Source organism: Pseudobutyrivibrio sp. ACV-2, from assembly GCF_900107545.1.
Classification (GTDB): Bacteria; Bacillota; Clostridia; order Lachnospirales; family Lachnospiraceae; genus Pseudobutyrivibrio.
The window spans coordinates 18,932-40,712 of sequence record NZ_FNQZ01000012.1 but is presented as its reverse complement, the minus strand read 5'-3'; the positions used below and the strand labels follow the sequence as shown (position 1 = coordinate 40,712).

The 21,781-nt window shown below is 39.3% G+C and carries 14 protein-coding genes; 3 read left to right on the top strand and 11 right to left on the bottom strand.

Annotated elements, in window-relative coordinates; genetic code table 11:
• Positions 1 to 39 precede the first annotated feature (39 nt).
• Both BLV53_RS12290 and BLV53_RS12285 read right to left on the bottom strand, forming a co-directional pair.
• Positions 40 to 1,707 (bottom strand): glycoside hydrolase family 13 protein, encoded by a 1,668-nt coding sequence (locus tag BLV53_RS12290; RefSeq protein WP_090301296.1) that lies wholly within the window; start codon positions 1,705 to 1,707, stop codon positions 40 to 42.
• A gap of 123 nt (positions 1,708 to 1,830) precedes the next feature.
• The gene (locus BLV53_RS12285; protein WP_090301294.1) at positions 1,831 to 2,844 is read right to left on the bottom strand and encodes a LacI family DNA-binding transcriptional regulator; all 1,014 of its coding nucleotides are present in this window, start codon (positions 2,842 to 2,844) and stop codon (positions 1,831 to 1,833) included.
• A gap of 105 nt (positions 2,845 to 2,949) precedes the next feature.
• Here BLV53_RS12285 and BLV53_RS12280 point away from each other — a divergent pair, with 105 nt between their 5' ends.
• Entirely contained in the window at positions 2,950 to 4,623 is a 1,674-nt protein-coding gene (locus tag BLV53_RS12280; protein WP_090301292.1) for an alpha-glucosidase, read from the top strand.
• Positions 4,624 to 4,702: 79 nt separating this feature from the next.
• Here BLV53_RS12280 and BLV53_RS12275 read toward each other — a convergent pair whose 3' ends face one another.
• A complete protein-coding gene (locus BLV53_RS12275) occupies positions 4,703 to 5,680 on the bottom strand; it encodes a diaminopimelate dehydrogenase (protein WP_090301291.1) in 978 nt (325 codons plus the stop codon).
• A 163-nt stretch (positions 5,681 to 5,843) separates the two neighbouring features.
• Between BLV53_RS12275 and BLV53_RS12270 the strand changes: the two genes are divergently transcribed.
• Both BLV53_RS12270 and BLV53_RS12265 read left to right on the top strand, forming a co-directional pair.
• Positions 5,844 to 7,433, top strand: coding sequence for a Y-family DNA polymerase (locus BLV53_RS12270; RefSeq protein WP_090301289.1), 1,590 nt, complete (start codon positions 5,844 to 5,846; stop codon positions 7,431 to 7,433).
• A gap of 23 nt (positions 7,434 to 7,456) precedes the next feature.
• Entirely contained in the window at positions 7,457 to 7,663 is a 207-nt protein-coding gene (locus BLV53_RS12265) for a hypothetical protein (protein ID WP_090301287.1), read from the top strand.
• A gap of 49 nt (positions 7,664 to 7,712) precedes the next feature.
• Here the strand turns inward: BLV53_RS12265 and BLV53_RS12260 are convergent, their stop codons facing one another.
• From BLV53_RS12260 to BLV53_RS12225, 8 genes are all read right to left on the bottom strand, one after another.
• Positions 7,713 to 9,134, bottom strand: a complete 1,422-nt coding sequence (locus BLV53_RS12260; protein ID WP_090301285.1) for a response regulator transcription factor — start codon at positions 9,132 to 9,134, stop codon at positions 7,713 to 7,715.
• Between the two features lie 17 nt (positions 9,135 to 9,151).
• Positions 9,152 to 10,969, bottom strand: coding sequence for a sensor histidine kinase (locus tag BLV53_RS12255; protein WP_090301284.1), 1,818 nt, complete (start codon positions 10,967 to 10,969; stop codon positions 9,152 to 9,154).
• Positions 10,932 to 12,518 (bottom strand): extracellular solute-binding protein, encoded by a 1,587-nt coding sequence (locus BLV53_RS12250; RefSeq protein ID WP_090301281.1) that lies wholly within the window; start codon positions 12,516 to 12,518, stop codon positions 10,932 to 10,934. The genes BLV53_RS12255 and BLV53_RS12250 overlap by 38 nt, the downstream gene beginning before the upstream one ends.
• Positions 12,519 to 12,593: 75 nt before the next feature.
• On the bottom strand, positions 12,594 to 13,421 hold the full coding sequence (locus tag BLV53_RS12245; RefSeq protein ID WP_090301280.1) for a carbohydrate ABC transporter permease: 828 nt from the start codon (positions 13,419 to 13,421) through the stop codon (positions 12,594 to 12,596).
• 3 nt (positions 13,422 to 13,424) lie between these two features.
• The gene (locus BLV53_RS12240) at positions 13,425 to 14,348 is read right to left on the bottom strand and encodes a carbohydrate ABC transporter permease (RefSeq protein ID WP_242879099.1); all 924 of its coding nucleotides are present in this window, start codon (positions 14,346 to 14,348) and stop codon (positions 13,425 to 13,427) included.
• A 61-nt stretch (positions 14,349 to 14,409) separates the two neighbouring features.
• A complete protein-coding gene (locus BLV53_RS12235; protein WP_090301278.1) occupies positions 14,410 to 15,810 on the bottom strand; it encodes an ABC transporter substrate-binding protein in 1,401 nt (466 codons plus the stop codon).
• Positions 15,811 to 15,913: 103 nt separating this feature from the next.
• Complete coding sequence (locus BLV53_RS12230) at positions 15,914 to 18,979, bottom strand: hypothetical protein (RefSeq protein WP_242879098.1); 3,066 nt, start codon at positions 18,977 to 18,979, stop codon at positions 15,914 to 15,916.
• 11 nt (positions 18,980 to 18,990) lie between these two features.
• A complete protein-coding gene (locus BLV53_RS12225) occupies positions 18,991 to 21,711 on the bottom strand; it encodes a GH36-type glycosyl hydrolase domain-containing protein (RefSeq protein ID WP_090301274.1) in 2,721 nt (906 codons plus the stop codon).
• Positions 21,712 to 21,781: the final 70 nt, after the last annotated feature.

Genomic DNA, 21,781 nt, shown 5'->3' with positions numbered 1-21,781 from the left:
TTTCTTATATATTTTGAGCAAAAGCTCATTGGTATCTAATTAAATCTCATACACCCCTGCAAACCAAGCCGGAAGCTTCATCTGCTGCTTCAATTCAACTGAATCGCAGTTACTTATAACAGTATTTTTTACCCCATTTACGTCTTCAGGAATTGTGTAATCCACCTCTTTGCCAGTCATATTGCAGATTACGATTAATTTCTTTTCATCCAACTGTCTGGTATAAGCAAATACGCTTTCATCATCTTCATCTAGAAGCCTATAGGTGCCATATACTATAATGTCAGACCACTCACTTTTTCTTCTCAGGCTTATGAGTTTTTTATAGTAATTAAATACTGAATTTTCATCCTCAAGCTCAGCCTTGGCATTTATTGTTTTATAGTTTGGATTAACATTTATCCAAGGTGTGCCTGCAGTAAAGCCTGCATTATCACTATCATCCCACTGCATAGGAGTTCTGGCATTATCACGTCCCTTTGCAGCGATGCCTGCTATCATCTGCTCTTTTGTTAATTTTCCAGCATTAATAAGCTCTTTAAAGGCATTTATACTTTCTATATCTCTACATTCATCTATTGAAGTGAAAGGATAGTTTGTCATTCCAAGCTCCTCTCCCTGATAGATGTATGGAGTACCCTGCATCATATGAAGCACTGTAGCGATACATTTTGCAGATAAAGGAGAATCATCACCCAAGCGGGATACGATTCTAGGCTGATCGTGATTGTCCCAATAAAGTGAATTCCATGCTTTATTCTCCAGTTCAACCTGCCATTTGCTAAGATTCTTCTTTAAGTCTGGCAGATACATTCTCTTGGTTGTCCACTTACCATTTTCATCATGGTCCAGGCTTGTGTGCTCAAACTGAAATACCATGTTCAGTTCCTTGTTGTCTAAGCCTGCATATTTCTGAGCCTCCTCGATAGTAACTCCAGCACACTCGCCAACTGTAATTAAATCATATTTTGAAAGGACCCTGTCGCGCATTTCCTGAAGATACTCATGTACCTTTGGACCATTTGTAGTGTTTGATAAATCACCATACAAAGCTCCCTCGTATACCTTTCCATCAGGAAGTCCTGGCACCTTGGAAATCATGGAAATAACGTCCATTCTAAACCCATCGATACCCTTGTCGCACCACCAGGTCATCATGTTAAACACTTCGTCTCTGACCTTTGGATTGTCCCAGTTCAAATCAGGCTGTTTTTTAGAAAAACAGTGGAGATAATACATCTGTGTATTTTCATCCCATTCCCACGCCGAACCTGAAAAGCAGCTGCCCCAGTTATTTGGCTCTTTTCCATCCTTACCTTCGCGCCAAATATAGTAATCTCTCTTAGGATTATCCTTTGACTGTCTGCTTTCGATAAACCATTTATGCTCATCGGAGGTATGATTAACCACCAAATCCATAACTATTTTAATCTGATGCTCATGGGCTTCCTTTAACAGTGCGTCAAAGTCATCCATATTTCCAAAATCATCCATGATATCCTGATAATCTGAAATATCATAGCCCATATCATCATTTGGTGATTTATATATAGGACTGAGCCAAATAACATTAATTCCCAGCTCTTGTAAATAATCTAATTTAGAACGTATTCCATTTAAATCGCCTATGCCGTCACCATTAGAATCACAGAACGACCTAGGATATATTTGGTAGATTACACTCTCTTTCCACCACGCTTTGTTCATTTCATGACCTCCTTAGTTATACGAATAACTATCTAATAAAAAATTAACCCAGTCGGAGGACTGGGTCAAAGGTTATGCACATAACTATGAACTTGTTACATATTTCTCTAATTTGTTTTATGACTATTTCACAATAGCCTTGCAGGAGTCTCTGACAACCAGTTCAACAGGAAGCTTTATGTAATGATCCACTGGCTTTTTGTCAATCATTCTTATCATACTTTCTACTGCTTTTTGAGCTTTCAACTCCATATTTTGTCGAATAGTTGTAAGCTCATTGTCCACAAGAGAAGAATATAAAATATCATCGTAACCTGCGATAGAGATATCTTGGGGAACCAACTTTCCCTTAGATTTTAGGAACTTAATAAGTTTTAATGCCACAAAATCAGAAATACAAAATACAGCTGTTTTATTTTCAATGTCCCGATAGGTCCTTTTAAAACCATCAAGCAGTGGCTCCTCATTTACATTGATGATTATATGCGATTCCTCATCAATTTTAATCCCACTATCTAGATATGCCTGCTCGAAACCACGCCATCTGTGTCTGGTAGCCTCCTCATCATTATCATCTATCATTGCTACATTTTTGTGACCAAGAGATGCAAAATATTTTCCTACCTGATATCCCCCATCATAATCGTCTACAAATATCTGAACCAGCTTATCGTACTCATGTACAAAAGATGCATCTATCATAACGATTGGTCGCATAAACTCCTGGCTTATACACACCATATTCTCTTTTTTATAATTACATAAAATAAGCCCATCCAAATTCCAACGCAACGCATCCTTAACTATTCTCTCTGGAGATTGATCTGGAATAATCAAAATATATTTGTCTTTTTTTCTGAATTCTGCCTGGAGATAAGAAAACAGCACACTAAAATATGGGTCCCCCATTATGTTTTTTTCGGGACAACCATTCATAACCGCAATCCCGATAAGACCTGAACTTTTGCTGACCAAATTCACCGCCATTTGATTAGTAATGTATCCGCTGCTTTCGATTTCTTTTTCAATACGAGCTCTCACCTGGGGCGATACCTTCTCATATTTTCCATGAATTACGTAAGAAACAGTAGCAGTGCTTACCCCACAAGTTTCTGCTATATCTTTTATCCTAACCATAATTCCCCCTCCTTATGATTTTTAGTTATACGCGTAACTTGTTTTACTGTCAACATTTTTATGTTACTCTCTTTTTAGTTAATTTTGTAAATTGGGGGCAAAACTATGAAACATCAATGGTGGCACGAAAAAGTAGCATATCAAATTTATCCAAAAAGTTTTTCAGATAGCAATGGCGATGGCATTGGTGACATCAGGGGAATAATTAACAAACTTGATTATCTCAAGGACCTGGGCATAGACATTCTATGGCTTTCTCCTATATACCAGTCTCCTCTGGCAGACCAGGGCTATGACATATCTGACTATTATAATATTGACCCACGCTTTGGCACTCTTGAAGATTTAGATGAGCTTATAGCAGAAGGCAAAAAACGCGGTATCGGTATAGTCATGGACCTTGTTGTAAACCACTGCTCTGACGAACACGAATGGTTTAAAAAAGCCTGCGAGGACCCTGACGGGTACTACGGAAAATTTTTCTATATAGAGGACCACAAGCCAGGTCAGCCTTTACCATGTAATTGGCGAAGCTATTTTGGCGGCAACTGCTGGGAACCACTACCTGGCCATGAGGATAAGGTGTATCTTCATGTGTTCCACAAAAAACAACCTGACCTGAACTGGGAGAATCCTGAGCTTCGCAAGGAAGTGTACAAGATGATTAACTGGTGGCTTGATAGAGGCATCGCCGGTTTTAGAATCGATGCCATTATTAACATCAAAAAGAAACTCCCATTTAGCAACTATCCTGAAGATAGAGATGATGGTCTTTCTTCAATCAACAATATGCTTGCGGAAGCTACAGGAATCGGAGAATTTCTAGATGAGATGGCGAATGAAACCTTCCGCAAATATAAAGCATTTTCTGTCGGAGAAGTATTTAACGAAAAAGATGAAGAGCTTACTGACTTTATCGGAGATAACGGATATTTTTCTTCCATGTTTGATTTTTCAACCTCTCTTCTAGGTACAAATGAAAATGGATGGATGGACCCTTCATTAATCACAGGGGAAGCTTATAAAAATGCCATATTTGCCGCTCATAAGAGAGTTGAAGGCATCGGATTTTTGTCAAATATTATTGAAAACCACGACCAGCCTCGTGGTGTAAGCAGATATATTCCTGCTTCAGATTTATCTGATAAAAGTAAAAAAATGATAGCTGGTTCTTACTTCTTCATTCCAGGACTACCATTTTTATATCAAGGCCAGGAAATCGGTATGGAAAACTATGCTCATATTTCCTCCTTGAGTGATCTGGACGACTGTGCCAATGCAGATATTTATGATGCATTAATCAAGCACGGTTTCACAGATGAACAGGCATTAGCCCAGCTTGCCTTCCAGTCTCGCGACAACGCGCGCTCTCCTTTTCAATGGTCTGCAAATAAAAATGCAGGTTTCACAGAAGGTGAGCCTTGGCTAATGCTAAACCCAAACTATAAAAAGATTAATCTGCAGTCTCAACAAGCAGATGAGAATTCAGTTTTCCATTTCTACAAGGAAATGATTAAGCTTCGTAAATCCGCTGAGTACTCAAACACACTGGTGTATGGCACATTTGAGCCATACATGCAGGAACAGAAAAATCTTTTAGCCTATACTAGAAAGTTAGATAAGAATATGCTTATCATTGCCAACTATCAAAATGATCCTCAGAAGGTAGTTCTACCTAGTGCTGCAAAGAAAATTCTGTTAAGTAATACTAATCGAAGCCTTGATTTTAATACTACCGTACAATTATCAGGCTATGAATTATTAATTATTGAATTATAATCTTTTACAACAAATAAGGCATCGCCAGTGACTGTTACAAGTCCGGCGATGCCTTTTATTTAAGCAATTATTTTAAATATTAAAGGAAATGTGCTCTAAGCTCATCAGCTGCAACAGGTGAAAGATATGCTGGTGCAATATCGAAAACTGTCTTTGCTCCAGTAACCCCCTCATTGTTGAGACGTGATACGGCTCTTGCATATGCTGTTAAAACAGCACCTGTAAACTCTGGGTTTGAATCAAGGTTCAAGCTGTATTCGATTACATGCTTATTTCCATCAAATCCTGTCTCACCAGTGTAGATTACGCTACCACCATGAGGAAGACCGCTGTGATTCTTCTTAAGCTCTTCAGCTGAGATAAAGTTTACTGTAGTGTCATAGTCAGCGAAATAGTTAGGCATCTCTTTGATTTCCTTTTCAATACGTGCCTTATCAGCACCCTCTTCCACTACTACATAGCACTCTCTTGTGTGCTTCTCTCTAGTTGTAAGCTCTGGATTTTCTCCCTTTCTTACTCGCTCAAGTGCCTCTGGAACTGGTACTGTATACTGTCTTGCATCTACAACACCTTCGATACGACGAATAGCGTCTGAATGTCCCTGGCTTACACCCTTGCCCCAGAATGTATATGCCTCACCCTTTGGTAAAATAGATGTAGCATAAAGACGATTCAATGAGAACATACCTGGATCCCAACCACAAGAAATAAGACCAATCTTTCCAGCAGCCTTTGAAGCCTTTTCTACATTTGCAAAATGCTCTGGAATTCTAGCATGAGTATCAAATGAATCGATTACATTATAAAGAGCAGCATACTTTGGTGTCATTTCTGGTAAATCTGTAGCGCTACCACCACAGATAACAAGCACATCAATATCTTCCTTTCCAGTATCCAAATCATCTGTAGATTTAACTGGTACATTTGTCTTTACTGTAACTGTCTTTGGATCTCTTCTAGTGTAGATAGCTACAAGTTCCATATCCTCGCTAAGTGTTACCGCAGCTTCCACTCCTCTACCTAAATTTCCATATCCTAAAATACCTACTTTTATCATTCTGGTTCCTCCTATAAGTATCCATCTTGTGTAGCCATTATATTGCATTCAATCAATTTTTTCCACCACTCTTGACCAAAAGTATTTTACACTGTATCATAAATTATCATGAGCGAAAGTATGTTCTTATTTTGCCAGCAATACGAAAGGAGTCTAAATCAATATGGAAAAAATCCACACTTACATTGCCATTGATTTAAAGTCCTTTTATGCATCCTGTGAGCTTATGGACAGGGGGCTAGACCCACTCACCACCAATCTTGTAGTAGCTGACTCTTCCCGCACAGAAAAGACCATATGCCTAGCAGTTAGTCCCTCTCTAAAGGCCCACGGTATTTCAGGTAGAGCCAGGCTTTTTGAAGTAGTACAAAAGGTGAAAGAGGTAAACGCCAAACGTTTCAATAAGGCCATGTCTCTAGGGCTTCTTCAACAGGATCCTTCCACTGGAAGATATGGATTTCGTGATTCCTCTGTTAATGCCATTGAACTAGAATCAGACCCTTCACTGGAATTAGACTACATCACAGCGCCACCTCGTATGAAGCGCTATGAGGAGGTTTCCACAAAGATTTTTTCTATCTATCTTAAATATGTTTCAGATGAAGACATCCATGTTTATTCAATCGATGAATGTTTTATCGATGTCACCAGCTATCTAAATACTTACTCCTGTACAGCCAGAGAGCTTGCCATGAAAATGATACTAGATGTGCTAAAAGAAACAAACATTACAGCCACCGCTGGCATAGGCACCAATCTATATCTTGCAAAGGTCGCCATGGACATTGAGGCAAAGCACGTTCAAGCCGATGAAAATGGAGTGCGAATAGCTGAATTAGATGAGAAAAGCTACCGAGAAAAGCTATGGTGTCATGAGCCACTTACAGACTTTTGGAGAGTAGGTGCAGGCATTTCCAAAAGAATGGCAGGCCTTGGTCTATTTACCATGGGTGACATCGCCAGAATGAGTGTCATCAATGAAGATAAACTATATGATACACTTGGGATAAATGCAGAGCTTTTAATAGACCATGCCTGGGGCTGGGAACCTACTGAAATATCAACCATCAAATCCTACAAGCCTCAAACCAACAGTATCTCCAGCGGTCAGGTGCTTATGGAGCCATACGCAGCTGATGATGCAAAGCTCATAGTAAAAGAAATGACCGAACTACTAGTTCTTGATTTAGTGAAAAAGGATTTAGTCACTAAAAAAATAGAGCTGACTATAGGCTATGACAGAGAAAGTCTTGAATACGACCACAAGGGCTTTAGCATAAACGATTCCACTTTCAAAATAAAGGGCACCGACATACGCTACAAAGGAAAAGTTACTACAGACCATTTTGGTCGTCCAATGCCTTATCATGCACATGGCACAGGCAATATCGACCGTTGGACCAGTTCCACATCCCGCATAATGGAAGTCATGGTAGAGCTTTTCGACAGCATCATCGACCCTTCACTTCTAGTCAGAAGAATTACTATAGTGGCCTGCAATCTGATTCCCATCAGTGAAATACCTGCTGATGAACCATTCCAAATGGATTTATTTACTGATTATGATGCTTTGGAAAAGGAAAAAGAAGCCGAGAAAGCAGCTGACGAAAAAGAGCGTAAGTTACAAAAAGCCACCCTTGCCATGCATGAAAAGTTTGGCAAAAACGCTGTATTAAAAGGAATGAATCTCCAGGAGGGTGCTATGACCATGAAACGCAATAAGCAAGTCGGCGGCCATAGCTCTGGAGAATAAATATATATATGGGAGATTAGAATTTGTCTAAAGGAATAACCGGTAACGAACCAGATCCTAGAATTGTATACGCAGATATTATTGATATGCCTCATCATCAATCATTAACGCATCCCCACATGAGTCTTTATGACCGTGCGGCTCAGTTTGCGCCATTTGCTGCACTAACAGGATACGAGGAAATGATTAATGAGGAGGCCAAAAAAGTTAGGGAAAATCCTAAATTATAGTTGTGATAAAAAACAATATGCCAGCCTATACTTCAGGCTGGCATATATTTTATCTCATGGCATTCTTTCTATATTCACTAGGTGAAACTCCGGCATATACCTTAAAGCTTTTCATAAAATGCTTTTCATTGTCATAGCCTACCTTTGCAGATATTTCGTTTACTTTTAAATCAGTCTCAATCAGTAGCTTTTTGGCTTCATTCATACGCAAATCTTTTACATAATTTACAAAATTGGTGCCGGTATAATTTTTGAATTCAGCAGAAAACAGTGAGTAGTTCATAGAAATATGATTGCTGACCACCGCCATATTCAAATCCGTAGCATAATTTTCATTTATATAAGAAACTGCCTCTTGAATCTTAGCTGCAGTAACATCCACATCACTATCATCCTGAATTTTAGTCTGCATCTGAAGCAAAAAGCTCATAAATTTTTCTCTGTAGGAATCAAGGCAATCTATCTTTAAAGGTGAGGCAAGCTCATCTAAAACTTTTAATTTATAGATGTTTGTAAATTCATTTACAAATACATTTATAGCCTCTAAAAATACATCCGGTTCAATTTGTCCCCTTGAAGCAGCTATAAAAAATCCATTCCATTCCTGCTTTAGATCTTTGTCCCTATCGGTTCCCACCAGTTGCACTCTGGCTTTCACAGCACTTTCTTCCGCAAGCTTTAATGCCACTTTTTTCAGTTCTTCTGGAACCTCTGGCAGCTTGCAATCCACTACACTGATATTTTGCATAAAGGCTTCCACCCGTCTTAAAAAGGCCTGCTCATATGCAATCTTTAGCTCCCCTGCTCCAGAGCATTTCTCACTGACACCCATATATCGGGTGTTTTCTATTTCCTCTATGCTTTCAGGAGGCACTATGAAAACATTCCCCCCATGGACAGCATTAAGTGTAATTCCAACAGGTGTTTTAAGCAAAGCATCCTCTGTAGCTACTACCACCATATATTCAGGGCCCACTTCACTATCCAGCTTTTCAGATACCAGTACCACATCCTCAACTGACAAATCCTTGTCCTGAAGCATATATTTCAGAAGCTGATTATCCATGGCCTGAGTCTTTTCTTTATCTTCCATGCGATGGTTTATCTCAGCATCCAGCTTCATAAGTACATCTTTAAGCTTTTCGCGCTCCACTGGTTTTAGAATATACTCTCTGACTCCATGACGCATCATTTCTACTGCATATGAAAAATCATCATACCCCGAAATAGCCACTGTAAGTGGTGGGTTATCCAAATCCTGCACCGCCTGTGCCAGTTCTATTCCATTCATTTTCGGCATGCGGATATCAGTAAACATAACATCCACAGTTTGCTGTGACAAAACATCCAAAGCTGCTATTCCATTACTGCATTCAATAACTTCCTCCACGGCAACACCGCTTCGTTTTATCATAGCAGCTATTCCCTGCCTGATTAGCTTTTCATCTTCTACTACTAAAACCTTTTTCATACATTACCTCAACACCTTTATATCGTATTTACGGTTTGTCTCCTTGGAATTTTGACACTCACCTTTGTATAGCAGCCCTCTTTTGTAGCTACCTCTATTCCATATGTTTCACCAAAGGCCATCCTTAGTCTGTCCTGAACGTTTTTAAGTCCAATTCCATTTCCAGAACCGCCCCCTGTAGTTATTTCGCCTGAAATCTTTTTCTTTAACACATCAAGCTCTTCATCATTCATGCCCCTACCATTATCCGTTATCTCTATCAGGTAATCCTCGTCCTTGATAAGCCCCTTGATATAAATAGTTGTATCCTCGGCTATCTCCTCCACACCATGAATTATCGCATTTTCGATAATAGGTTGTAGCGACATTTTCGGAATTCTCTGACTCATTATCTCCTCTGAAAGATTAAGTGACAAAATTATGTCATAATCAAATCTCAGATTAATCAGCGCCATATAGTTTTTAATATACTCAAGCTCCTCCGAAACAAGCACTGTCTCGGAGGTCCATTTCATACTATATCTTAAAAGCTTACCCAGGCTTGTGATGGAATCCGAAATATCATATTCCTCCTGCATCTCAGCCATCATCTTAATAGATTCCAGTACATTGTATATAAAATGAGCGTTAATCTGATTTTGTAGCGCCTTAATCTGACTATCCTTTGCCAATACCTCTCTATCGATGTTTTGCTTCATTAGAGTCTGGATATTATCAAGCATCCGATTCACCTGATGAGCCAGCTCTCCCATTTCATCCTCGCGGCTGGTTCGAGGTGCTCTTACCGATAAATCACCCTTCCTAACCTGGCGGATTGTGTAAAGCACCTGATAGAAATTCTTTAGCACCTGCTTTACCACCAAATCCACGATAAATGACAGCAGCACCAAAATTACTATCATCCAGGCTACAAAATAATTTCTCTGTCGATACACTTCATTCAAGCTTCCGGAAATATTTTCCACAGACACCAGCGTACCGGAAAGCTCATTGATATACATTCCGGAAATGACACTTTTATCAGTCTTGCTATAATAGGTCTTTATATCTGGCATTTCTCCGGTACTGACCACCTCAGACATTTCATCAGCCAAAGCAATAGCTATATCTCTTACAACTATGTCTGTATTCCCACCAAATATAACCTTGTCATCAGCTGTAACAAAACAGCTTATTTCATTTGGCACATTTTCGTACAAAGACGGAAACATGGTTTTCATTTTCATGTTAGCTTCGATGATACCCAGCTCTCCGTATTTACGATTTCGCATAGGTGTAATCAGAGCCATCATAGGGGTATTGTCACTGTCTGAAAACAGATTGTCAGTGTAATCAAATATCCATCCCCCTTCATCTGCCATGTTTTTCCACTGTTGCCTTTGCATTCTTGATGCAGTATACATGACAGGCATCATTTCCTGAACATTGTCTGTTGATGCATAATATCTGGCACCACCTAATACAGGGTTTGTATTTATCAATCGCTCCAGGGCGGCCACATCATTATGATATATCTGCATCCATTCTTTAGTGGTGTAGGTTCCGTCCCCCTTTGCATTTATCAGCACCCTGTTCATAGTCTCATCTGACAGGAAAAACTGAGTAGTCATATTTATAGAATCAATGTTATTTTTGATACTGTCCTGCCTTCGGGCCATTGTAGACGACAGGTATGAGACATTCTCCTTTATGGTTGACTGCTCCATGTTGTAAAACATGACACCGCTAAGGAGAGCTATTGGTATGACTACAAAGAATAGAATGATGGCCGTCAATTTTCTATTTAGTTTTAAGCCTTTAATCGATCCCCAACTTTTTCTTTGCTTTAGTAACATACTGATAACGTTTCTCCTGAAGCTGCTCATATCCCAGTGCAGTTCTCTCTTTTTTATACTCCTCTAAAATCTTGTCAAATTCCTCATCACTTTCGCAGGTTAACAACTCCTGTAGAGTCTCACTCCATAGACTGTTAATCTGACCATCTATAAATGCATCCTCCGTATCCGCAGGGAAAATAATATCGTACTGACCTGTGTATTTAGCATATGGGTATGTCCATTCCTCCAGCTGGGTGGTTGGTGATATGTTATCTGTCTTCCATTTCAGCTGCATTACATTGTCCTGAAGCATCCAGTATGCATCATCGGCACCATATATCTTGTCATAGGTGGCGCGGTCTGTATTCAAAAGCTTCAGAACATCAGGCTTTATAACGGGCTTTCCATCCACCATGTCATAGGTAATCCCCTCCACGCCCAGATACACCAGCTTCTGACCTTCCTCTGAAATCAAATAATCTATAAACTGTATTGCTCTGTCCGGATTCTTACAGTTTTTTGAAATCATGGTAATGGTCCATCCGCTTGCTGTATTTGTAGGCAATACATAGTCATCCCCATTATGATTTTTCGGTCCATCCACAGCTATATAGATGCTATTTGGATTGGTGGCGTAGCGTGTTTTCTGCTGAGCAGCCATATCTGTATACTGATACAGCATGCAAAAATAGCGCCCCTCAGCAATTTTTTCTTCCATTTGGGTTCTTTGGTCTATAAATATATCCGTTGACAGATAGCCACCCTCATTTAGTCTCCTGAACATTTTAAGCCACTCTATATATTCAGGGTCTGTATTTCTATCATATAGCTTGCCATCCTTCTCATAGGGTACAGCCAAAAAGTTTTGAATGTACTGATCAAAGGATACATTTCCCGAATCATCAAACAGATGGGCGCCTATAGGAATCAGCGGTTTCCCACCAATCTCAGGAAACATTTGCTTTGCCTTTTTCACCGCACGCTCAAAGCCCGATATAGTAGTCATATCAGGACTTCCTATGGCCTCATAAATATCTTTTCGCACCAGAAATGTTTGGTTTGAACCGATATTATCATTATTTTCCACATCCTGAGGTGTTACCGATGAGCAGGGATAACCATATATGTTTCCATCTGGTTGGGTGTACCAGTTTACAGCCTGCTTGTCACAGACCTGATAAAAATATGAGTCATAATCATCCGCCAATTTATTGATGGCATATACCATATCCTTTTGAATTATTTCGTTGACCTGAGGCTCCCACCAGCCCAATGTAATCAAATCTGGCAATGACCCAGACTCAATCAGGGCATTCAGCTTTTCCTCTTCATTACCCTGTGGGGTTATAAAATTGATATTTACACCGGTATTTTCAGTGATAGTTCTAGAGACTACATTACTTCCCCATCTGGTGTTAAACCAGGAATAATTGATGTACCAATCCAGCGTGACTGTATCCTTATCTCCTATAGTCTGTTTCTCAGTTTCCACACCACACCCTACAAGTGTTGAAAAAACAAGGGTAATACTTATTATTTTTTTGATTGCATCCAATTTAGTTTTCATTTTTCCATTATACAGGTTGTGCCCCTGCCTTTCAACGAATTAAGGACTGCCACTAAGAGTGCCAGTCCGATTCTTTTATTCTTTTACACTACCAGCTGAAATACTGCTGATGATATATCTAGAGCAGAATGCAAAAACAATCATGATAGGTACAACTGAAATTGCTACGCCTAAATAAATAGCACCTTGATTCTTCTGTAAATCTGTTGCTGCATTAAGTGTCGAAATCATTACAGGAAGAGTCATTTTTCTTGGGGTATTTAACAGTATCAATGGCATGAGATATGAATTCCAGTTTCCAATAAATGCTCCGATTGACATTGTTGCGATACCAGGTGCCATAATTGGTAAAACTATTTTATGGAATGTATGTAATTCTGATGCGCCATCAATTCTTGCTGCTTCAAGCAGTGCCTTTGACAATGTAGATTTTACATACTGTCTTAAGAAGAATACGATTCCAGGTGCTGCAATTGCAGGAACGATAAGTGGCACATAAGAGTCTACAAGTCTAAGCTTTTGACATAAGTTGTAGAAACCAATCAATGAAAGCTGCGCCGGTATCATCATAAACACTACGATGACTTTAAACAAAAGGCTGTTGCCCTTCCACTCATACATGGCCATCGCATATGCTGTAATAGCTGAAAAATATGCTGTAAGGAGAGTTGCCGGCACAGCCACTTTGATACTGTTGAAGAAACCTGTGAATAAATTTACGTAGGCAAAAAGTACTACCCAGTTATCCTTGAGGCTGTGCCCCGGCAAAAATGAAAAAGCGTGAGTTATCTCAACGCCAGATCTGGTTGAGTTTACAATCATCAGCCAGAAAGGAAGCAGGCAGCCAAGAGCCAAAACAATTAATGCTATGTAAAGTACTACTTTTTTAATTTTTGTTGCCATAGCTTAATCCTCCTTTCCACCAATGAACTTAAACTCTAGAACTGAAACGATAAGAATTATGATAAACAGTGTATAAGCTATTGCTGATGCAAAGCCTACCTGGTGAGTTTCAAAACCAAATTTGTACATGTACATAACCACTGTCTGAAGTGTTCCACCTGGTTCTCCGGCTGTGGAAGCACCTGCCACTCCGTTGATAAGGAATGGTAAATCAAATAACTGTAAACCACCGATAAGAGATGTAACAGCTACATATAAAAGAATAGGTCTAAGTAATGGTAATGTAATTTTTCCAAAAGTCTTCCATCTTCCTGCACCATCGATAGCAGCTGCCTCGAAATAATCCTGAGGAATACCCTGCACGCCAGCCATTAACATAATGAAAGAATTACCAAACCACATCCAGGCCTGTATTACTGATACCACGGCCCATGCTGTTGAGCGCTGTCCCAACCAGTTGATTTGCTGTTCGATTACTCCAATAGCTAAAAGCATTTGATTAAATGAACCATATTTCCAATCCAAAAGTGTTTTAAAAAGGAATGCTACTGATGTAGCTGCTATAAGATTTGGTAGATAATAAACTGCTCTAAACACTGGAAGTCCGGTAATCTTATATTTGATATCCGAAAATACGATAGTAAGCAAAAATGCAAGACCAAGCTGTAAAACAATGTTTAATCCCCACATCTTAACGGTGTTATAAAGTGAACGCCAGAAGAATTTATCTCCCAAAACTCTTTTATAGTTATCAAAGCCTATAATTGTAGGCTCACCATATCCCTTATATTCTGTAAAGCTTAAGTAAAGTGTTCTGAATACAGGGTATACGCTAAAAATTAAAAAAACGATGACGAATGGGAGCACAAACAGATATGCTGCATTATTCCTATTCTTCATCACATTCTTTATAGAAAAAGCTTTCATCCTTTCCTCCCTTTTAATTTTGGGGCTAGCAGAGCTAGCCCCATTTTCATCATCTGAAATTTTATCTTTCAACTGTGATATCAGGATATGTTGACTCAACTACATCATAGAACTCAGCGATGGCGTCATCTTTGCTCTTTTCACCAGTCTTGATTGCTGTGATAGCTGCTCCCCAAGCATCGTTAATAACCTTGTCATAACGTGTTACCTTAGAATAATCAATATCCTCTGCCTGTGACTGCCAGAATGAGTACATGTGCTCATTGCCGTATACTGGATTCTCATCATCTTTGTGCTTTTCAAGAACTGAAACAAGTGAAACAGTGTCACCCTCAGACTTCTCAATCCACCACTCTGCTGTATCCTCATCAAGTGTTACCCACTTTAAGAAATCCCATGCAAGATCCTTGTGCTCTGACTGTGCTGAGATACCGATGAATGTACCACCACCAAAACCAGAAGCAGGTCCTGAGCAAACGCCCCACTTACCAGATGTCTCACCTACGTTGTCTCTAAGTGTAAGAACGCCCCAGCTTGGAAGACCAAATGCAAATACTTCTGTCTTATCAAGATCCTTTGTAGCTTCTTCAAACTGCTCTGCATCCCATACGTTTACTGAATCATCAGCATAGTTCTGAATATCTGCTGTAAGGATAGGTACCTCGCCAGCCATAGCCTGATACCATGGTGTAGACCACTGGTTCGCATATGCGGTATAGTCGTTCTGATACAAATCAATTACAAGGTCCATGTAATCAAGACGTGCCTGATTTACATTAAGCTTTCCATCTACAACCCAAGCGCTGTCACCTGAGAAGTAGTTAATCTCTGCATCTGAAGCGAAGATTCTGTAACCTGCATCCTTAAGTGTCTTTGCTGTCTTAAGTACTGTGTCATAATCAGCGAAAAGCTTTCCGATTTCATCTGGATCTTCTGTTCCAAATACCTTCTCAGCTATATCTCTACGATAGTAGATACCTGCTGGTGTAATCTGGTAAGAAATAGCACGCTGGATACCTTCTGAATCCTGGCCAACCTTCCACACATAATCAACAATCTGGTCTGCATAGTCCTGAGCGTTGTATGGTTCCTGATTTAAGTCCTCAAAATACTCAGCATCATAGAAATCCTCAAGCATCTGTGGCTCACCAACGATGATATCTGGTGTTGTCTGGCCACCATTAAGAGCTGTCTGAACCTTTGTCACATAATCAGCTGGCTCAATTACAACTGTTTCAATCTGAACATTGTGATCTTCAGCATACTTCTCTGCAAATGTCTGCAAATCCTTTGCCAAAGTCCAGATAACCAGCTTTTCTCCGTCTTCACTACCTACTGTTTCTGAATTAACATTTTCTCCCTCTAGTGTTGCACTACCATCGCTGCCATCACTACCACAGGCAACCATAGAAAGTGTAATTGCACCAACTAAAAGTGTTGCTAAGAATTTTTTTAGCTTCATTCTTTCATCCTCCCAACTTTATTTGGTTTTTTATGTAACCCCTTGGTTACTTGCTATGATTGAATTATAGGTTTCACCAGCCTCTGAAAAAATGACACTTTTTTTATTTAGGTGTCATTTTTATAGTCACTGATTTTGCACACCTGTCACGTATCTTTAATGCACTATCAGCTGCGATAGTATCGCCCTCTACAGATACACTGGTACCATCATTGAATTCCACGTCAATACCTGTAATATCGTATTCTCCAGGTATATAATCCCTCTTATCGCTAAACTCTAAACACATTTTTGTAAATCCAAGCATAGTTGTTTCCACAAAATATTTTCCATCCTCTTCCGCGATTAAATATTCTGGAATAGCTGGTCTTGGTGTGAATGCAAATTCTCCATCATTTTCAGTAAATAAACTCTTACCAAAGAATAGCAGCTTCCAGATGCTTATAAATTCAATGGTCGAGCCACTTAGTCTTGCAACAAAGCCTTTTCCATGAATTCTTTCGTTTGGATTCTTCGAGCTGGCAATAAATGATGAATTTTCAAGTGTACTACGGCCATAAACATTCTTATCTAAAAATGGTATAGCTGCCTTCTTGAAGTCCTCAAAAAATTCCTGATACAACCCACTTCTAAGAAGCTCTAATAAATATTTGTATTCCATATGAAGCCAGATAGATTCATTTTCAAGCCAACCAGGCGTAAAGGCTCTGCATCTACCAAGCTCAAAGCTTGCCTCACTTAATGAAGCATTCACCTTGTACATAGAAAGCTTTTCATCGTATAAATCGCTATTTTTGATTTTTTCATACATCTCTCTTTTGCCTGACACATCGCTATCAAGCTTAAAATAGCGCACTGGACCTTCTAAGAAATAAGGCACTAATACCTGCTTGAAATGCTTAGGGACAAGACCTTCTTCATTTTTCTCGAAGTCATCCACTTCATATGTAAAATATGCTGGTGCGATACCATCTCCAATTTCTACGGCCTTTTTCACTGAATCCTCCATAACCGATATAAATAGATATAATATTTCTTTAACCTTAGCTGCATCAATGGTCTTTTCCTCTCCCGAGAAATCGTCATATACGTATTTACGATATGCTTCTTTTGCATCATTCTTTTTGTTCCATTTGTCTAGACTATCTGATGTAGTTTTTTCAATATCGTATATACGTAAAACGAAATCGGCTACTTCCTCAGGAAGTGTCACGTCCTTTTCAAATCTGTCAGCCCACTTCTTGGTGGCCTCTATCATTCTAGCCAGCTCATATGTCTCATTCATTGAAGATCCAAGCATTCCTGGCATACCATTTAGCGCATCATACCAGCCTGGTTTTCCGCCCTCCATCTCAACACCAAGTCCATGGGCATCGAGAGTTGCAAGCTTTGCGGCAGACATAAATATCAGTTTTCCTATTAGGCTCATCTGTATTTCATTTCCAACTGCATCAACAGCAAAACTTGGATTTTGCTTTGTATTTGCCCTATCTTCCAAATAGAAATACTGTCTTATACCATTTTCTGTCTCGGCATAGCGCTTAAATCTTGGAAGTAGTTTTTTCTTTGCATCAAATGATTTTATCGAAGTATCATATAGCAGTTTTTCTGCCTTCTCTGGATATACCTCCAAATAATCCTCAATCAAATCCAGATTATACGTCCAGTGGTCGCTCCAATAACCTTCGCCAAAATCTCCATTTACAGTTTCAATAGCATCTGCCATGATTTCTTCGAATAGCTCTTCTTCCGCAAGTCCAAATTCTCCACCTGCTCTATCCATTATGGCTGCAGCCAGCTCACCTGGTGTAAATGCCTGCTTTACTCCAAGCTTTTGTGCTGCATCAGACTCATAGCGCAACTGCTCTATTTTCAGTGGATTATATCCATCCAGCTGAATAAGTGAATAGAACATTTTAATATTGTTCTCTTCAACAATAGAACTGAAGAATGTGTCACATCTTCTATTTTGATTTACGTCTCTGAAATTGCCGTTTCCCTGAGAATAGAATTCTGGAGACATTGAAAAATAGTTGTAATCTCGCTCCAAATCCCCATGCTTTCTAGAATATACATAATATGTATGTTTATTCCCAAGCTTTATAGGAGTACCGCCTCGTAGCACATTATCCATGTAGTTGTAGCGTGTGTAGTTATCAAACATCTCATTAGCTGTCTTGGTAGCCACACTTGCAGTTAATTCTTCTGCTAGATTTACAGCCTCTGCAAATTTATTTTCAAAATACGCTCCATCCAATGTGTTCTTAAGATACTTTTTTAATACTTCCTTATTTCTTACCTGGCCTATCATCTCATTAATACGAAGTGTCTCACCTGGCTTCAGCGTTTTCTTGGCTGCAAAAAATGCACATGGCAATTCATTTGAAATATTTTGGTGCTTTCCTATGAACTCATCTATTCCAGCTTCCTCGAATCCCACTGCTCTATCAAGTGACAAGTCGTAATCAAATACCACACGTGGATCTACTATTACAGGTAGGCTATCCCCATCATTAAATCTAGCTGTAGCGAAATTTCCTCCATCCACTTTTTTAACCTCGGCAGAATCTTCCATGCTAACTCTTACACGGTAATATGGACAGCCCGTCTCTACATCCTCTACCTGCATCCAGGCTTTTGTAGTCTGAGCCATCATCTTAAGGCTGTCCTGACCTACTCCATATGGAATCAATGCAGGCATTCCATCTAATACTTCAAAGGTTCTTTCTTCATCTGCAGTGTTTGTAATCTCAACCACGCGCATAAGTGCCGCAATTTTTTCACCAGGCAGAGTACTATAGTTCACAGAAACCTTAATGCCATTAATCTCATCATTATCTTCAACCTTCATAGCATTCATATATACAGTCATTTTGTTATTTTCTTTATACTGCTTGAAGGCTTCCAGATATTTACCATCCACCTTCAAAAAAGTACGAAATCCTGTACGTTCTACCATTTGATAAGCAGTATGTGCAGGATAGAATTCCATTATGCCGTGATCCTTATCCTGTACACCAAAACTTACAACTGCTTGACCTCTATTAACGTAGTAACACCACATCGGTATGCCCTTTAAACCTGCGATTCCAGGCAAAAAGCTTGAAAATTCACTTTTTCTGGCATAGTCTTCTATGACATCCTTAACCCTTGTCTTTATTTCCATCATTATCCTCCAATTTATTTAAGCTTTATTTCTATCAAATGTTCCTTTTCATTCCATGAATCAATTTGTTTTTCTGGAATGCTTACCAGATTATGTTGGCTTTCTATCACACAGGTGCCATCAACTAAAACCTCGCCAATAGAATATTCTCCATAGCTTTTTTTCTTCGGATTTGCATAAACTACGGTAAATTCATGGCCCCTGAAAGGTAACTTAATGCTTGCAAAGCCTTTATCATCAAACTGTTCCTTCACAAGCTTTGGCTCAATATGTAAATCTCCAGCACTACCTCTCACGCCAAACGCCTCCGTAACCATTGTCATCAGATACCAGCTGGCAGCACCAGTAAGATAGCAATAGAGGCCGCGTCCCTCGCCATTGAAATATTCAGGAATTCCAGGATATATTCTGCTTGTCTCAAAATCCTTTGACGTATCAAACAATGACTGCAAAGCCTTATAACCTTCATTCACATAGCCTCTTTTATACAGGGCATTGCCGTACATAACAGCCATGTGTGAAAATACTGCTCCATTTTCTTTGTCACCATATGAAAATCCAAACATTCTACCTAAGTCCGTTTTGATTTCATTAAAATTCGTATTTAGTCTGTAACCACCTACATCCTTTTTATATAAGTACTTATCCGCAGCCTTAATTATGGAATCTATAGCATCCTTTTTAGCAGTTCCGCTCATGATGGCAAACACCTGGCTGGTTAACATCATTCTTACACTGCCGTCTATGAGCCCCTCTACCTTTCGTTTGTTGTTATCGTAATATCCGTTGTACCAACTATTACCTTCGCCATCAGACACCACTTCATTCGTTCTTATTTGTTTCATAAGATATTCAGCTTTGTGCTCAAGTAGAGCTGCTATGCTTTCAATATCTACTGCTAACTTTTCTCCAGACAATCCCGTGGTGTTTAATACTTCCATATACTCATCCAATACCTGTCTGCGCTGCTTAGGATGTGAAAATACATTTACTGAATCTTCTTCTAAAAGTGGTAATAATTCCTTTGCAAGACTTACCTGAGACTGTTTTGCTTTTACCATCAATATTCGTAAATACGTAGCAATATCCTTCAGATTTCCTGCATATGCACTTGTAAATGCAACGCTCTCTCCATTTTCTGGCGCCATATCCAAAGCATCATTCCAGTCCGCATTTCTGAGCCTTATTTCATTATGAGCACCCACATCATAAAATGCGGTTATATTTTCTAATAGGATATGCTCCAAAACTGTGCCTTTATAAATTTCTCCCCCCAATGTCTTTTGAATTAAATCATTTGCATCTTTAAGGTTACCATCCTGCTTTTCACCCCTATGGGTCAGCATATCCTTGAAATAAGAAACCTCTTCGTTTAATATTTCCAAATCTCCTGTTTGATCTATATAAAGTCTTACTGTCAAAAATGGCCAGAACCCATGGTCCATCCAAACTCTCGGGATTCCATTTCTATCGCCTTTAAATTCACCTGGCTTGTCTCCGATTATGGTGGCGTTTGTACCATCCATTCGCACACCTTTGAAATTATCAATCAGCATTTGTCTTACACCACTTGGATCTGTCAAAAGAAGTGCCAGGCAATCCTGCCACAAATCTCTCCAGCCTCTGCCGCCTCTACCATAATCATGATGAGGTAAAAATGAACAGCCAAAAATTCTTCTCAGCTCTGGTTGAAATGAAACCCACTCCATAAAGCCATCAAAATTTTCATTACCTGTCCAAAAATGAATAGGGGTTTTATTCACCCAGTATTTCTTTATCTGCTCAAAATTTTCTTCTACCGTATTTACGGATTTTATCTCACTTCGTACCTTATCAATCTCATCTAGATTTTCTGTAACTGCCATTCCTATGGCAACCTGATAGTTTCTTTCCTCTCCCGCATTTAGCGTATATTTCTCAAATCTAAGAACAGCTGTGCATTCTTTGCCTTCGATTCTATCCCCTGGTTTCTTCCAGCTGTCAGCCTTTCCTTTTCCATCGAGTAGACTCTTTGGACGCAGATAAGTTCCACCTTCTCCTAGATAGGCATCGGTATCAGCCATAAATTTGATAGGTGCCACTCCTTCCTCATCCGCCCCAAACACATAATAGGTAGTGTCGTTAAGCTGATGTCCTCTTTCATCAAAGGACAGTGTAGGCTTCATTACGACTCCATCCTCTGTGATAATCGCTCTATTCAATAATGAAGTAACGTGTCTATGGTCCCTTAGATTATCTGCGCTTCTTCCATATAAAGGTATTGAAGCCACAGCCTCAAAGCTGACATCCTCATCACCTTCATTTTTAATATTGATGCTCATTATTTCAGCATTTTCATTCAAGAGATTGAAAATCCTAGTTTCAGCCACAATATTTTTATTTCTATTTTTTCTTACAACCTTTTGCCACATTCTGCCTGCGGTAAGCTTTTCCTCATCCTCCGCATCTGTAAATCTGACTGCTTCCTGGGCTGCAGAAACTCCAGTGACCGACCAAAGCTCATCTGGAAAAACTAAAAAGAAATTTCTCGTATCTCTATCGGAGCTTAAGTTCATTATGCTTTTAGGTGCTACTAAAAAATGATTCTGGTCTGTTTTTGCATCACCTCCAAAATCAGGCGCTACTGCACTTTTTAATCCACCTCTGCTTGCAAGAGGCATATATAACCCACTTGTATGCTGTGGATTCTTTAATTCAAATGTTCCATTTTCATCAATAAATCGTATCTTACTCATAATTCTCCTTTCTCCCCATTAATCTTTTTTTATCATAGGAAAGAGAGGCCACTAAAAAAAGGACACCTTT